General features: G+C 72.4%; 14 protein-coding genes. All 14 read left to right on the forward strand.

What is annotated here, in order from left to right; translation table 11 throughout:
* Positions 1 to 63: 63 nt before the first annotated feature.
* Complete coding sequence (gene mdh, locus GT358_RS07355; protein WP_166581941.1) at positions 64 to 1,026, forward strand: malate dehydrogenase; 963 nt, start codon at positions 64 to 66, stop codon at positions 1,024 to 1,026.
* Positions 1,023 to 1,928 carry a putative nucleotide-diphospho-sugar transferase gene (locus GT358_RS07360; protein ID WP_166581942.1) on the forward strand — a complete coding sequence of 302 codons (906 nt, stop codon included), beginning with the start codon at positions 1,023 to 1,025 and terminating at the stop codon, positions 1,926 to 1,928. The genes mdh and GT358_RS07360 overlap by 4 nt, the downstream gene beginning before the upstream one ends.
* A gap of 79 nt (positions 1,929 to 2,007) precedes the next feature.
* A complete protein-coding gene (locus GT358_RS07365) occupies positions 2,008 to 3,192 on the forward strand; it encodes a hypothetical protein (protein ID WP_166581943.1) in 1,185 nt (394 codons plus the stop codon).
* A gap of 135 nt (positions 3,193 to 3,327) precedes the next feature.
* Positions 3,328 to 4,521 (forward strand): ADP-forming succinate--CoA ligase subunit beta, encoded by a 1,194-nt coding sequence (gene sucC / locus GT358_RS07370; RefSeq protein WP_166581944.1) that lies wholly within the window; start codon positions 3,328 to 3,330, stop codon positions 4,519 to 4,521.
* Between the two features lie 43 nt (positions 4,522 to 4,564).
* Entirely contained in the window at positions 4,565 to 5,203 is a 639-nt protein-coding gene (locus GT358_RS07375; RefSeq protein ID WP_166581945.1) for a sulfotransferase family 2 domain-containing protein, read from the forward strand.
* A 7-nt stretch (positions 5,204 to 5,210) separates the two neighbouring features.
* Positions 5,211 to 6,023, forward strand: coding sequence for a glycosyltransferase family 25 protein (locus GT358_RS07380; protein WP_166581946.1), 813 nt, complete (start codon positions 5,211 to 5,213; stop codon positions 6,021 to 6,023).
* An 11-nt stretch (positions 6,024 to 6,034) separates the two neighbouring features.
* Positions 6,035 to 6,919, forward strand: a complete 885-nt coding sequence (gene sucD, locus GT358_RS07385) for a succinate--CoA ligase subunit alpha (protein WP_166581947.1) — start codon at positions 6,035 to 6,037, stop codon at positions 6,917 to 6,919.
* Positions 6,916 to 7,863: a class I SAM-dependent methyltransferase gene (locus GT358_RS07390; protein WP_166581948.1), complete on the forward strand. Its 948-nt coding sequence runs from the start codon at positions 6,916 to 6,918 to the stop codon at positions 7,861 to 7,863. The genes sucD and GT358_RS07390 overlap by 4 nt, the downstream gene beginning before the upstream one ends.
* A gap of 141 nt (positions 7,864 to 8,004) precedes the next feature.
* Positions 8,005 to 10,953 (forward strand): 2-oxoglutarate dehydrogenase E1 component, encoded by a 2,949-nt coding sequence (locus GT358_RS07395; protein WP_166581949.1) that lies wholly within the window; start codon positions 8,005 to 8,007, stop codon positions 10,951 to 10,953.
* A 4-nt stretch (positions 10,954 to 10,957) separates the two neighbouring features.
* A complete protein-coding gene (gene odhB, locus GT358_RS07400) occupies positions 10,958 to 12,205 on the forward strand; it encodes a 2-oxoglutarate dehydrogenase complex dihydrolipoyllysine-residue succinyltransferase (RefSeq protein ID WP_166581950.1) in 1,248 nt (415 codons plus the stop codon).
* Between the two features lie 4 nt (positions 12,206 to 12,209).
* Positions 12,210 to 12,452 (forward strand): hypothetical protein, encoded by a 243-nt coding sequence (locus GT358_RS07405; RefSeq protein WP_166581951.1) that lies wholly within the window; start codon positions 12,210 to 12,212, stop codon positions 12,450 to 12,452.
* A gap of 1 nt (position 12,453) precedes the next feature.
* A complete protein-coding gene (locus GT358_RS07410) occupies positions 12,454 to 12,849 on the forward strand; it encodes an MAPEG family protein (protein WP_166581952.1) in 396 nt (131 codons plus the stop codon).
* Positions 12,850 to 12,859: 10 nt separating this feature from the next.
* Positions 12,860 to 14,248 (forward strand): dihydrolipoyl dehydrogenase, encoded by a 1,389-nt coding sequence (gene lpdA / locus GT358_RS07415; RefSeq protein WP_166581953.1) that lies wholly within the window; start codon positions 12,860 to 12,862, stop codon positions 14,246 to 14,248.
* Positions 14,249 to 14,258: 10 nt separating this feature from the next.
* Entirely contained in the window at positions 14,259 to 15,089 is an 831-nt protein-coding gene (locus tag GT358_RS07420; RefSeq protein WP_166581954.1) for an alpha/beta fold hydrolase, read from the forward strand.
* Positions 15,090 to 15,119 lie beyond the last annotated feature (30 nt).

Here is a 15,119-nt window from a genome sequence, read left to right on the forward strand (position 1 = left end):
GCACGAGGGGGTCGGCGGGGCTAGGCACGGGCGTGACCCGCGCCCCTGCCCAAGGAAGACGCCATGCCCAGACCCCGCCTCGCCCTGATCGGCGCCGGACAGATCGGCGGCACCCTCGCCCACCTCGCCGCGCTCAGGGAGATGGGCGACGTGGTCCTGTTCGACATCGCCGAGGGCACGCCCCAGGGCAAGGCGCTCGACATCGCCCAGTCCGGTCCCTCGGCGGGCTTCGACGCCGTGCTCAAGGGCGCCAATTCCTACGAGGACATCGCCGGCGCGGACGTGTGCATCGTCACCGCGGGCGTGCCGCGCAAGCCCGGCATGAGCCGCGACGACCTCCTCGGCATCAACCTCAAGGTCATGAAGGCCGTGGGCGAAGGGATCAGGGACCATGCGCCGGACGCCTTCGTCATCTGCATCACCAACCCGCTCGACGCGATGGTCTGGGCCCTGCGCGAGTTTTCCGGCCTGCCGCACCACAGGGTCTGCGGCATGGCGGGCGTGCTCGATTCCGCGCGGTTCCGCCACTTCCTGTCCGTGGAGTTCGGCGTCTCCATGCGCGACGTGACCGCCTTCGTGCTGGGCGGCCACGGCGACACGATGGTGCCCCTCGTGCGCTACTCCACCGTCGCGGGCATCCCGCTGCCCGACCTCGTCAGGATGGGCTGGACCACGCAGGAGCGGCTGGACGCCATCGTGCAGCGCACCCGCGACGGCGGGGCCGAGATCGTGGGCCTGCTCAAGACGGGCTCCGCCTTCTACGCCCCCGCCCAGTCCGCCATCGAGATGGCTGAGGCCTATCTCAAGGACCAGAAGCGCGTCCTGCCCTGCGCCGCCCACCTGTCGGGCCAGTACGGGGTCAGCGACCTTTATGTGGGCGTGCCCACCGTGATCGGCGCCGGCGGCATCGAGAAGGTGGTGGAGATCGCCCTCGACGAGTCCGAGCAGGCCATGTTCGCCCGCTCCGTGGAGGCCGTCCGGGGCCTCGTCGCGGCCTGCAAGGGCATCGAGCCCGCTCTCGCATGACCGCGCCCGCCCCCCCCGATGCGCAGCCCTCGGGGGCGGAGGCGGCACCGGCCGCCTCGCGCGGCTACGTGTTCGCCGTCACGGGTCCGGCCTATCTGACGCTCGCGCGGCGCGCGGCGCGGTCGTTGCGCCGGGTCGTGCCCGACGCGGCCATCGACCTCTTTGCCGACGCGCCGCCCGGCGATCCGGTCTTCGACCGCGAATATCCGCTCGAGCGCCGGTCGCGCCGGCCCAAGATGGAGGCGCTGCTGCGCTCGCGCTTCGAGCGCACGCTCTATCTCGACGCGGACGTGATCCCGCTCGCGCCCTTCGACGACGTGTTCGACGTGCTCGACCGGTTCGACATCGCGCTCACGGCCGAACAGCGGCGCAACGACCAGCGTCCCCGCCACCAGATCCCCGGCGAGGAGGTTCCGGCCGCCTTTCCCCAGCTCAACGGCGGGTTCATGGCCGTCCGCCGCAACCCCGCCACGGACGCGTTCCTGGAGGAATGGCGGCGTCGGGTCCACGACGGCAAGCAGCGCTTCGATCAGGCCATGCTGCGCGTCCTGCTCTACCGCGGGACGCTGCGGATGCACATCCTGCCGGCCGAGTACAACGTCATGTTCCTCGGTCCCTTCATGCGGCTCGGCCGGGGCAGCGCCAGCTATGCCGCGCCCCGCCTGCTGCACTGGCCGGCCCTGCACGAGCAGCCGCCCGGCGATCCGGAGCAGCCCTTCGATCCGGCCGAACTGCTCCACCCGACCCAGCTCGAGCAGATCCGCTCGCTTCTGTCCACCGACCGGACGATCCGGTCCCATCTGGACCTCGGCCCCGTGGACCCCACGCGCAAGCCCGCCGGCCTGAGCCGCTGGGCGCGCTGGCGCCAGAGGATGCGCGAACGCTGGCAGGGCGCCATCTGAGCGCGCAACGATCGCGCTTGGCGGCGCGTCCGCGGCGGCGCAGGATCGCCGTGCCCCCACCCGCCGCCCGGAGCCAGCCATGCGCGCGCCCCTCCTCCTCGCCCTGTCTCTCGGTCTGTCCGCCCCGTCCGCGCATGCGGCGGACGACGATCTCGCCCGGCTGATCGGCCGCGGCATCGGCCTGGCCGAGCAGGCCCTGGCCGCCCGGCCCGATCCTGGTCCGTCCGACCTCTTCGCGCTGGGCGGGCTGCGCGTCCTCGCGGCCGCCGAGCGCGCGCTCCAGCTGCGCTGGCAGGGCGGATCGGGCGCCGACGCGCTCGCCATGGCCGATCTGCCCTTTCTGCGCCTGCCGATCCCGCCCAACCCCGATCCCGGCCCGTTCGACCCGGCCCTGATCGAGACGGTGTTCGTCTCCGCCGCCGGGGAGCTGGCCCGCGCGCGCGAGGCGCTCGGGCGGATCGACGACGCGGACGCGGTCGCGGTCGAGATCGACCTTGGCGCGATCTGGCTCGACATCGACGACGACGGCGCCCGCGGCCCGGGCGAGGGGCTGCTCGACGTGGCCGGCGCGATGCTCGGCGGCGCGCCGGACGGCCTCCCGGTCCGCTTCGACACGGCGGATGCGGCCTGGCTGCTGGCCTACGCCCATCTGCTCGGCGCCGTCTGCGAGGCCGTGCTCGCGCTCGACCCCACGCCCCCCATCGCCCGGGTGGTCGAGACGCGGGCCGCCCTGACGGCGCTGGGCTCCTCCGGGGCCCTAGGGCTCGACGACCAGTTCGGCGACATGGCCGATCTTGTGGCGGCCGCGATCGGGGTGATCGAGGGGCGGCCCGATCCCGCGCGCAGCCGGGCGGCGCGCGACCATCTTCTGGCCGCCATCGCGCAGAACCGCCGGTTCTGGCGCCTCGTGGCGCGCGAGACGGACAACGACCGGGAATGGATTCCCAACAAGGCCCAGACCTCCGTGCTGCCCCTCCCCTTTCCGCCCGAGACGGGCCAGCTCTGGCTGGCCGTCCTCGACGATGCCGAGGCGGTCCTGCGGGGCGACCGGCTCGTGCCCTTCTGGCGCCTCGAGCCCGGTGCGGGGCTCGACCTTGCCCTTCTGCTCGAGAACCCGCCCGAGATCGACCTGGCCGGGCTGGTGCAGGGGGCGGTGCTCCTGCCCTACCTGCGCGAGGGAACGGTGGCCGACGGGCGCAACCTCGCGCTCTTTCATGCCCTCGTCCGGGGTGATTCGGTGCTCTACGCCCTCGTGCTGAACTGAGCGCCTCCTTTGTGATCACGCCATTTCTGCCTGTGATCGCGGATGGCGGATTTCGGCCGGGCGCCGGGTGAAACCCCCTGTGCGGCGCGGCCGCCCTGTCCTAAAGACGCGCCCGAGCCAGAACCGGGACCGCCCATGAACATCCACGAATACCAGGCCAAGGCCCTTCTTCGCGCCGCGGGCGCCCCCGTCTCGGACGGCCGCGTCGTCATGCGCGCCGAGGAGGCCAAGACCGCCGCCGGCCAGCTCGACGGCCCCGTCTGGGTGGTCAAGGCCCAGATCCATGCCGGCGGCCGCGGCAAGGGCCGCTTCCTCGAGGCCGATGCGGGCGAGAAGGGCGGCGTGCGCCTGGCCCGCTCGGTCGAGGAGGCGGCGGCCGAGGCGCGCCGGATGCTCGGGCGCACCCTCGTGACCCAGCAGACCGGTCCCGCCGGCAAGCAGGTGGGCCGCGTCTATATCGAGGAGGGCTCCGACATCGCGCGCGAGCTCTATCTCGCGCTGCTCGTGGACCGGGGCACGTCGCGCATCGCCTTTGTCTGCTCGCAGGACGGCGGCATGGACATCGAGGAGGTGGCCCACCGCACGCCCGAACGGGTGCTCACGATCACCGTGGACCCCGCCACCGGCTACCAGCCCTTCCACGGCCGCCGCATCGCCTACGCCCTCGGGCTCGAGGGGGCGCAGGTCAAGCAATGCGTGGCGCTGATGGGCACGCTCTTCCGCCTCTTCACCGAGCGCGACATGGAGATGCTCGAGATCAACCCCCTGATCGTCACGACCTCGGGCGACCTCAGGTGCCTCGACGCCAAGATGGGCTTCGACAACAACGCCCTCTGGCGCCAGCCCGACATCCTCGCCTTGCGCGACGAGTCCGAGGAGGACCCCAAGGAGCTTGCCGCCTCCAAGTTCGACCTCAACTACATCGCGCTCGACGGCGAGATCGGCTGCATGGTCAACGGCGCGGGCCTCGCCATGGCGACCATGGACATCATCAAGCTCCACGGGGCGGAGCCCGCCAACTTCCTCGACGTGGGCGGCGGCGCCACGCGCGAGAAGGTGACGGAGGCGTTCAAGATCATCACCGCCGATCCCAACGTGAAGGGAATCCTCGTCAACATCTTCGGCGGCATCATGCGCTGCGACATCATCGCCGAGGGCATCTTGGCCGCCGTGCAGGAGGTCGGCCTGTCGGTGCCCCTCGTCGTCCGGCTCGAAGGCACCAATGTCGAGATCGGCAAGCGCATCATCCGCGAGTCGGGCCTCAACGTGATCGCCGCCGACGATCTCGCAGACGCGGCCGCCAAGATCGTGGCGGCGGTGCGGGGGTGAGAGCGCCCCGCCTCTCCGCCCCGCGCCAGCGGGAGGGCGCCCGATGCCCCTGATCTGCGAGCGGCTGCGCATCGCCTATTTTCCGGTGCCCAAGGTCGCCTGCACCTCGGCCAAGTTCGCGATGCACCGGCTGATCGCGGGGCGCCCCTTCCGCCGGGCGCGACACGGGGGCCGCCACATCCAGGCCGTCCATCCCACCACGCCGGTGGACGACGCCACCTTCGACGGGCTGCGGGGCTACTGGACCTTCGCCATCCTGCGCGATCCGCTGCGCCGGCTCGTCTCGGCCTATGCCGACAAGGCCGACAGGCTTGCGGCCCTCGCCGAGCGGCGCGGGACGGCCGGGGCGCTGCCGGTGCGGCCCAGCCTCGAGGATTTCGCGCTCCACCTCGCCGAATACCGGCGCCGGTTCCATCTCGTGCGCCACCACACCGACCCGTTCTCGGTCTTTCTCGGCCCCTCGCTCGACCGCTTCGACGCGCTCTACCGCCTGGAGGAGATCCCCCGGCTCGAGCGCGACCTGTCCGCGCGCGCGGGCGAGGAGATCCGCCTGCCGCACCGCAATGCCTCGCCCGCGCCTCCGCCCCTGTCGCCGGCCGCGCGCGCGGCGCTGCTGCGCCATGCCGGGCCCGATTACGTGCTGCTCGGCGCCTTCTATCCCCCGCCCCCGGATGCCGCCTGACCGTCCCATGCGCACAGCCGCCGCCCCTTGCGCCGAGATCCGGGTGATCCACCTCGCCCGCGCCCAAACGCGCCGCGCCCGTCTCGAGGCGCAGCTCGACCGCCTGGGCCTTTCGGCCGCGGGCTGGGGGGGCGTGGACGGGCGCGACCCGGCCTGCGCCGCGCGGCTCGCCGCCCTGCCCGACCGCGGCCCCTGGGGGGCGCTCGACGCCCATGCGAAGGGATGCCTGCTGTCCCATCTCGATGCGCTCGCGGCCTTTCTCGACGGCCCCGCGGGGCATCTCTGCGTGCTCGAGGATGACGCGCTGATCGCCGACGACCTCCCCCTGTGGCTCGGGGACCTGTCCTGGTGGCCGCCGGGGGCCGATCTCGTGAAGATCGAGCGCTGGCGCGATCCCCGGCTCATCCTGGTGATGGACCGGCCCGGACGGGTCCATCGCGGCCGACAGATCCGGCGGCTGCGGTCGCGCCATTCGGGCAGCGCGGGCTATCTCGTCACGCGCGACGCCGCGCGCCGCATCCTCGCGCACCGCCCGCTCGACCTGCCAGCCGACCATCTGCTGTTCAACCCCGCCGTCTCGCCCCTCGCGCGCGGGCTCCGCATCCACCAGGTCGCGCCCGCCCTGGTCGAGCAGACCGACGACCCCGCCGCCCCGCCGCCTCCGCCCCGCCGCCCGCGCCCCTGGCGGCAGGCGCTGCGCCGCGGCGCGGCCGAACTGACCGTCCTCGCCGCCCTGCCGCGCCTGGCCGCGGGCCGCGCGGCGCTTGTCCGCATCCCCTGGGCCAGCCGCGCCGCGGCGCCCGACGCCCCCCTGTCCTGACCGGAGCATCCATGGCCATCCTCGTCGACGAGACCACCCGCGTGATCACCCAGGGCTTCACCGGCTCGCAGGGGACGTTCCACTCCGAACAGGCCATCGCCTACGGCACGCGCATGGTGGGCGGCGTCACGCCAGGCAAGGGCGGATCGACCCATCTGGGCCTGCCCGTCTTCGACACCGTCCGCGAGGCGCGCGAGGCCACGGGCGCGGACGCCTCCGCCATCTACGTCCCTCCCCCCTTCGCCGCCGACTCGATCCTCGAGGCGATCGACGCCGGCATCCCCCTCGTCGTCTGCATCACCGAAGGCATCCCCGTCCTCGACATGATGCGCGTCAAGCGCGCGCTGCAGGGGTCCGGCACCCGGCTCATCGGACCGAACTGCCCCGGCATCCTCACCCCCGGCGCCTGCAAGATCGGGATCATGCCCGGCTCCATCTTCTCGCGCGGCAAGGTGGGGGTGGTCTCCCGCTCGGGCACGCTGACCTACGAGGCGGTCAAGCAGACCACCGATGTGGGCCTCGGCCAGTCCACCGCCGTGGGCATCGGCGGCGACCCGATCAAGGGGACCGAGCATATCGACATCCTCGAGATGTTCCTCGCCGACCCCGAGACGGAGGCCATCATCATGATCGGCGAGATCGGCGGCACCGCCGAGGAGGAGGCGGCCGAGTTCCTCGCCTCCGAGCGGCGGGCGGGGCGCTGGAAGCCGACCGCGGGCTTCATCGCCGGCCGCACCGCGCCGAAGGGCCGCCGCATGGGCCATGCCGGCGCCATCGTCTCGGGCGGCCAGGGCGACGCCGAATCCAAGATCGAGGCCATGAAGCGGGCCGGCATCACCGTCGCCGACAGCCCGGCCGAGCTGGGCCGCGCCGTCCGGGAGGCCATGTCCCGATGAGCCTTGCCCCCCTCACCCCGGCCGATCCGGTCCGCCTGCGCGTGCTCCGCGACTGGCGCCGCCCGGACGCGGCGGGGCCCGAGGGGGGATGGAGGCTCCACTGGCGCGAGGCCGAGGGCTGGGGCCAGATCCTGCCCCGCCCCACGCCCGAGGAGGCCGCGCACCACCATGCGGTGCCCGACTACTACACCCACGGCGCGCGCGAGGCCGCCCCGCCCCTCGCCGGACCGGCCCGGGCGCTGCGGCATGCGGCCTGGCGGCTCGACCGCGGGGCCGAGGCCGATGCCGCCTGGTGGAGCGCCGCGCTTGGGCCCGCGCCCCTGCGGGTGCTCGAGATGGGGTGCGGCGACGGCGCGACGCTGCGCCTGCTTGCCGGTCTCGGCCATCGCGTCGAAGGGGTGGAGCCCGACCCCGAGGCCGCCGCGCGGGCGCAGGCGGCGGGCATCCCCGTCCGGTCCGGCACGGCCGAGGCGCCGCCCGAGGGGTTGCGGGGGCCCTTCGACGCCATCCTGCTTCTGCACGTGCTCGAGCATTGCCTCGACCCGGCCGCGGCGCTCGTCAACCTGCGCGCTCTGGCCGCGCCGGGGGCCCGCCTGGTGGTCGAGGTGCCCAACAATGCCTGCTGGGGAGCACGGATCTTCGCCGCCTCCTGGCACTGGCTCGACGTGCCGCGGCACGTCAACTTCTTCACCCCGCGGAGCCTAGAGGCGCTTCTGCGCGACACCGGCTGGCACCCGCAGGAGACGGCGTTCTGGGGCTATGCGCGCCAGTTCGGCCCCGACTGGCGGGACGCCCAGGCGCGGATCGGCGCCGCACTGGGCTGCGGCCGGGGCGGCGCGCGCTGGCGCTATGCGCTCCTGCTCGCGCTGAGCGGGCTGGCCCCGCCGGCGCGCAAGTACGATTCGGTCCGCATCCTCGCCCGTCCTGCAGGGGGTTCCGCATGACACCCCCTTTGATTCGCGTGGCCCGCGCGCCACATCCAAGCCCGTTGCACGAAACGGCCCCGGTGCGCGCGGTGCCCTCACACATCGTTAACCCTTTCCTGCCATCTCTCCCCCTGCGCACCTTCCGCCCGAGGTGATCCCATGACCGACCAGCCGTCCAACGACCAGTTCCGCGCCTCCTCCTTCCTCCAGGGGGCCAACGCCCCCTATGTGGAGGCGCTGCACCGCCGCTTCGAGGCGGACCCCTCCTCCGTGGAGGAGTCCTGGCGCGCCTTCTTCGACGCCCTGCGCGAGCCGGCGCCCGCGGGTCCGTCCTGGGCGCGGGCCGACTGGCCGCCCGTGCCCGCGGACGACACCCTCGCCGCCCTGACCGGCCAGTGGGACGAGGCGCCGGCCGCCGCCCGGCGGGCGGAGGACCGGCTGCGCGAGAAGGCCGCCGCGGGGGGCGTGGGCCTGTCGGAGGCGCAGGTCCGCCAGGCGGTGCTCGACTCCATCCGCGCGCTCATGCTGATCCGCGCCTACCGCATCCGCGGCCACCTGATCGCCGATCTCGACCCGCTCGGGATGCGCGAGGTCAAGCCCCATCCCGAGCTCGACCCCGCCTCCTACGGCTTCACCGCCGCCGACATGGACCGGCCCATCTTCATCGACAACGTGCTCGGGCTCGAGCATGCGACGATGCGCCAGATCCTCGAGATCGTGCGCCGCACCTATTGCGGCACCTTCGCGCTCCAGTTCATGCACATCTCCGACCCCGAACAGGCCCAGTGGCTCAAGGAGCGGATCGAGGGCTACGGCAAGGAGATCACCTTCACGCAGCGCGGCCGCAAGGCGATCCTCAACAAGCTCGTCGAGGCCGAGGGCTTCGAGAAGTTCCTCCACGTCAAGTACACCGGCACCAAGCGCTTCGGGCTCGACGGCGCCGAGGCGCTGATCCCCGCCATGGAGCAGATCATCAAGCGCGGCGGCGCGCTGGGGGTGGAGGAGATCGTCATCGGCATGCCCCATCGCGGCCGGCTCAACGTGCTGGCCAACGTCATGGGCAAGCCCTATCGCGCCATCTTCCACGAGTTCCAGGGCGGCTCCTTCAAGCCCGACGACGTGGACGGATCGGGCGACGTCAAGTACCATCTCGGGGCCTCGTCGGACCGCGAGTTCGACGGCAACAGCGTGCACCTGTCGCTGACCGCCAACCCCTCGCATCTCGAGGCGGTCAACCCCGTCGTCCTCGGCAAGGCGCGCGCCAAGCAGGACCAGCGCGCCGACACCGAGCGGCGGCGCGTGCTGCCCATCCTGCTGCACGGGGACGCGGCCTTCGCGGGTCAGGGGATCGTGGCCGAATGCTTCGGCCTGTCGGGCCTCAAGGGCCACCGGACCGGGGGCACCATCCATGTCGTGGTGAACAACCAGATCGGCTTCACCACGGCCCCGCACTTCTCGCGCTCCTCGCCCTATCCGACCGACATCGCGCTGATGGTCGAGGCGCCGATCTTCCACGTCAACGGCGACGACCCCGAGGCGGTGGTCCACGCCGCCAAGGTCGCCACCGAGTTCCGCCAGCGCTTCGGCAAGGACGTGGTCATCGACATCTTCTGCTACCGCCGGTTCGGCCACAACGAGGGCGACGAGCCCATGTTCACGAACCCCGCGATGTACAACCGCATCAAGCGGCAGAAGACGACGCTCACCCTCTATTCCGAGCGCCTCGTGCGCGAGGGGCTGATCCCCGAGGGCGAGGTCGAGGAGATGAAGGCCCAGTTCCAGGCCCGCCTCAACGAGGAGTTCGAGGCCGGCAAGACCTTCCGGCCGAACAAGGCCGACTGGCTCGACGGGCGCTGGGCCCATCTGGACCGCCAGAGCGACAGCGCCTACGACCCCGGCCGCACCGCCATCGCCCCCGAGACCCTGTCCCGGATCGGCCGCGCTCTGACCACGGTGCCCGAGGGCTTTGCGCTGCACCGCACGATCGAGCGTCTGCTCGAGGCCAAGCGCGGGATGTTCGCCACCGGCGAGGGCTTCGACTGGGCCACGGGCGAGGCGCTGGCTTTCGGCTCGCTGCTGCTCGAGGGTTTCCCCGTCCGCCTTGCCGGGCAGGACTCGATCCGCGGCACCTTCTCGCAGCGCCATTCGGCCTTCATCCACCAGGAGACCGAGGAGCGCTATTTCCCGCTCAACCACATCGCGGAGGGGCAGGCGCGCTACGAGGTCATCGATTCGATGCTCTCCGAATTCGCGGTCCTCGGCTTCGAATACGGCTACTCGCTGGCCGAGCCCAACGCGCTCGTGCTGTGGGAGGCGCAGTTCGGCGACTTCGCCAACGGCGCGCAGGTGATGTTCGACCAGTTCATCTCCTCGGGCGAGGCCAAGTGGCTGCGCATGTCGGGCCTCGTGATGCTCCTGCCCCACGGATTCGAGGGGCAGGGCCCCGAGCATTCCTCCGCGCGGCTCGAGCGGTTCCTCCAGATGAGCGCGGGCGACAACTGGATCGTGGCCAACTGCACGACGCCGGCCAACTACTTCCACATCCTGCGCCGGCAGCTGCACCGCAACTTCCGCAAGCCGCTCGTGCTGATGACGCCCAAGAGCCTCCTGCGCCACAGGCTCGCCGTCTCGCGGGCCGAGGACTTCACCACCGGCTCCTCCTTCCACCGGGTGCTCTGGGACGACGCGGAGAAGGGCAACTCGCAGTTCCGCCTGCGCCCCGACGCCGAGATCCGCCGCGTCGTGCTCTGCTCGGGCAAGGTCTATTACGACCTGCTCGAGCAGCGCGACGCGCGCGGTCTCGACGACATCTACCTGCTGCGGGTCGAGCAGTTCTATCCCTTCCCGGCCATGTCCCTCGTCAAGGAGCTCAGCCGCTTCAAGGGCGCCGAGGTGGTCTGGTGCCAGGAAGAGCCCAAGAACCAGGGGGCGTGGAGCTTCATCGAGCCCAATCTCGAATGGGTGCTCGGCCGGATCGAGGCCGCCACGCGCCGGCCCGCCTATGTCGGCCGCGCCGCCTCGGCGAGTCCCGCCACAGGCCTCGCCTCCAGCCACAAGCAGCAGCAGGACGCCCTCGTGGACGAGGCGCTGACCATCAAGGGGAACTGAGAACATGACGATCGAGGTCCGCGTGCCCGCCCTGGGCGAGAGCGTCACGGAGGCGACCGTCGCCACCTGGTTCAAGAAGCCGGGCGACGCCGTCGCCGCCGACGAGATGCTCTGCGAGCTCGAGACCGACAAGGTCACGGTCGAGGTGCCCGCCCCCGCCTCGGGCACGCTGGGAGAGCTGGTTGCCGCCGAGGGCGCGACGGTCGGCCCCAACGCCCTTCTGGCCACCATCGCCGAGGGCGAGGCCGCGGCAACCCCCGCCCCCGACAAGCCCGCCGACAAGCCCGCGCCCGAGGCCGCGCCGACCGGTCCCGGTGCGGACCATGGCGGCGAGGCCCCGGCCGAGGCCGCCCGCGCCCCCCGCGCGGACGTGGAGGACGCCCCCTCCGCCCGCCGCCTGATGGCCGAGAACGACCTGTCCCGCGATGCGGTCGAGGGCACGGGCCGCGACGGCCGGGTGATGAAGGAGGACGTCCTGCGCGCCCTCGAGGCGCCGCGCCCCGCGCCCCAGCCCGCCCAGGCGCCCCGCGCCCCCGTCCCGGCCGAGGATGCCGCGCGCGAGGAGCGCGTGCGCATGACGCGCCTGCGCCAGACCATCGCCCGCCGCCTCAAGGAGGCGCAGAACACCGCAGCGATGCTGACGACCTACAACGAGGCCGACATGAGCGCGATTATGGCGCTCCGGGCCGAGTACAAGGACGCCTTCGAGAAGAAGCACAAGGTCAAGCTGGGCTTCATGTCCTTCTTCGTGAAGGCCTGCGTCCACGCCCTTCTGGAGGTGCCCGAGGTCAACGCCGAGATCGACGGCGACGAGATCGTCTACAAGCGCTACGTCCACATGGGGGTGGCCGTGGGCACGCCCACGGGCCTCGTGGTGCCCGTGGTCCGCGACGCGCAGGACAAGAGCTTCGCCCGGATCGAGAAGGAGATCGCCGAGCTCGGCGCCCGCGCCCGCGACGGCAAGCTCGCCATGGCCGACATGCAGGGCGGAACCTTCACGATCAGCAATGGCGGCGTCTACGGCAGCCTGATGTCCTCGCCGATCCTGAACCCGCCCCAGTCCGGCATCCTCGGGATGCACAAGATCCAGGAGCGGCCCGTGGTCGTCGGCGGCCAGATCGTCGCCCGGCCCATGATGTATCTCGCGCTGAGCTACGACCACCGCATCGTGGACGGCAAGGGCGCCGTGACCTTCCTCGTCCGCGTCAAGGAGGCGCTCGAGGACCCGCGCCGGCTGCTGATGGACCTGTGACGCCATGCAGATCCTCTGCCAGATCGACACGACCGACTACGAGGGCTGGCGGCGCGCCTTCGATGCGGACGCACCGCGCCGGATGGAGGCGGGGCTGACCCTTCTCCAGATCTGGCGCGACGCGGACGCGCGCAGCCGGGTGCTCCTGCTCCTCGAGGCCAACGACCGCCCCCTGGCCGAGGAATGGCTCCGGCGCGAGGGCGGCTTCGGCGGGCCCATGACCGCCACCTTCCTGGAGTTCGCGTGACGTGACCGAGATCGTCGTCCTGATCCTCGCCGCCCTGGTCCAGTTCCTTCATATCGGGATCACGGGCTATCTGCTGAACCGCACGCGCGAGGGGCGCGACTGGAACGCCTCGCCCCGCGACAAGCCGCGCCCGCAGCCCAAGGACGCCTACGAGGGCCGGGCCGAGCGCGCCTCCCAGAACCACCAGCAGGCGCTGCTGCTCTTCGCCATCGCCGTCTTCGCGGTGACGGCCACCGGCTCGGCCTCGGGGCTGACGGCGCTTGCGGCCTGGGCCTTCCTGCTCGCGCGGCTCCTCTATATCCCGGCCTATCTGCTGGGCTGGAATCCCTGGCGTTCGGTGATCTGGCTCGTGGGCTTCGCCGCGACGGGCCTCATGCTCCTCGTCGCCCTGTTCTGAAGGCTTTGTCATGGCTCAGTACGACCTCATCGTGATCGGCGCCGGCCCCGGCGGCTATGTCTGCGCGATCCGCGCCGCGCAGCTCGGCCTCCGCGTCGCCGTGGCCGAGGGGCGCGAGACGCTGGGGGGCACCTGCCTCAACGTGGGCTGCATCCCTTCCAAGGCGCTCCTGCACGCGACCCACTCGCTTCACGAGGCGCAGGCGAACTTCGCCCGGATGGGCCTCCGGGTCGCTCCGCCCGAGGTCGACTGGCCGGCCATGCTCGCCTACAAGGACGGGGTGATCGCCCAGAACACGGGCGGCATCGAGTTCCTGTTCAAGAAGAACGGGATCGACTGGCTCAGGGGCTGGGCCTCCATCCCCGAGGCGGGCCGCGTCGCCGTGGGCGAGACCACCCACGAGGCCAGGGCCATCGTGATCGCCACGGGCTCGGAGGCGAGCACGCTCCCCGGCGTTTCCCTCGACGAGGAGGTGGTCGTCTCTTCCACCGGCGCGCTCGCGCTTCCGGCGATCCCCCGCCGCCTCGCCGTGATCGGCGCGGGCGTGATCGGGCTCGAGATGGGGTCGGTCTATGCCCGCCTCGGCGCCGAGGTGACGGTGCTCGAATACCTTGACGCGATCACCCCCGGCATGGACGGCGAGGTAAGCAAGCAGTTCCAGCGGCTTCTCCAGAAGCAGGGGCTGAAGTTCGTCCTCGGCACCGCCGTCCGGTCGGTCGAGCGGCACGACGGCGGCGCGGTCGTCACCCACCAGCCCCGCAAGTCCAACGAGCCTGCCACGCTCGAGGCCGACGTGGTCCTCGTCGCCACCGGGCGCAAGCCCTTCGTCAAGGGCCTCGGGCTCGAGGCGCTGGGGGTGGAGATGACGCCGCGGGGCCAGATCGCCACCGATGCCCGCTACGAGACCTCGGTCCGGGGCATCCACGCCATCGGCGACGTGCGCGAGGGGCCGATGCTCGCCCACAAGGCCGAGGACGAGGGGATGGCCGTGGCCGAGATCCTCGCCGGCCGGCACGGGCACGTGAATTACGGCGTCATCCCGTCCGTCATCTACACCACGCCCGAGGTCGCGACCCTGGGCCTGACCGAGGAGGCGCTCAAGGCCGAGGGACGCGCCTACCGGGCGGGCCGGTTCCCCTTCATGGGCAACGGGCGCGCCAAGGCCGTCTTCCAGGGCGAGGGCTTCGTCAAGATCCTCGCCGATGCCGCGACCGACCGCATCCTCGGCGCCCACATCGTCGGCCCCATGGCGGGCGACCTGATCCACGAGGTCGCGGTCGCCATGGAGTTCGGCGCCTCGGCCGAGGACCTTGCGCGGACCTGCCACGCCCACCCCACCTTCTCCGAGGCCGTGCGCGAGGCGGCGCTGGCCTGCGGGGACGGCGCCATCCACGCCTGAGGGCGCGGCCGTGCCCTTTGCGCGGGCCCGCGACGGCGCGCGGCTCTTCTTCACCGACGAGGGTCGGGGCCTGCCGCTTCTCGCCCTGCCGGGGCTCACGCGCAACGGGGGGGATTTCGACCACTTGGCTCCGCACCTGTCCGGGGTGCGCCTGATCCGGCTCGACGCGCGGGGGCGGGGGCGGTCGGACTGGACGGGGCCCGAGACCTACACCGTCGCGCAGGAGGCGGCCGACGTGCTGGCCCTGCTCGACGCGCTGGGGATCGGGCGGGCGGCCGTGCTGGGCACCTCGCGCGGGGGGATCGTGGCCATGGCGGTCGCGGCCGGGGGTGCGGGGGACCGCCTGCTCGGCGTCGCCCTCAACGATGTGGGCCCGGTGATCGAGCGCGCGGGCCTCGCGGCAATCGAGGCCTATCTGGGCCGCCGCCCCGCCGCGCGGACCCACGAGGAGGCCGCCGCCGCGCGTGCCCGCCTCTCGCCGGGCTTCCGCGACGTGCCCTTCGCCCGCTGGCTTCACGAGGCGCGCAACCACTACGAGGCGGTCCCCGAGGGGCTGCGCCTGCGCTACGATCCCCGCCTGCGCGAGGCGTTCCTGGCCGCGCCCGCGCCGGGCGAGATGTGGCCGCTCTTCGACGCGCTCGAGGGGCTGCCGCTCGCCGCCCTGCGCGGCGAGGCGTCCGACATCCTGTCGGCCGGGACCCTTGCCGCCATGCGTGCGCACCGGCCCGACCTGATCGCGGCCGAGGTGCCGGGGCGCGGCCACGTCCCCTTTCTGGACGAGGCCGAATCGCTCGCCACCTTGCGCGCCTGGCTCGACCTCTGCCGGGCCCGCGCGGGCTGAGCGCGGCAGGCACAGGTCGCGAACGGACGC

The organism is Rubellimicrobium sp. CFH 75288, assembly GCF_009904055.1.
Taxonomy (GTDB): Bacteria; Pseudomonadota; Alphaproteobacteria; order Rhodobacterales; family Rhodobacteraceae; genus Rubellimicrobium.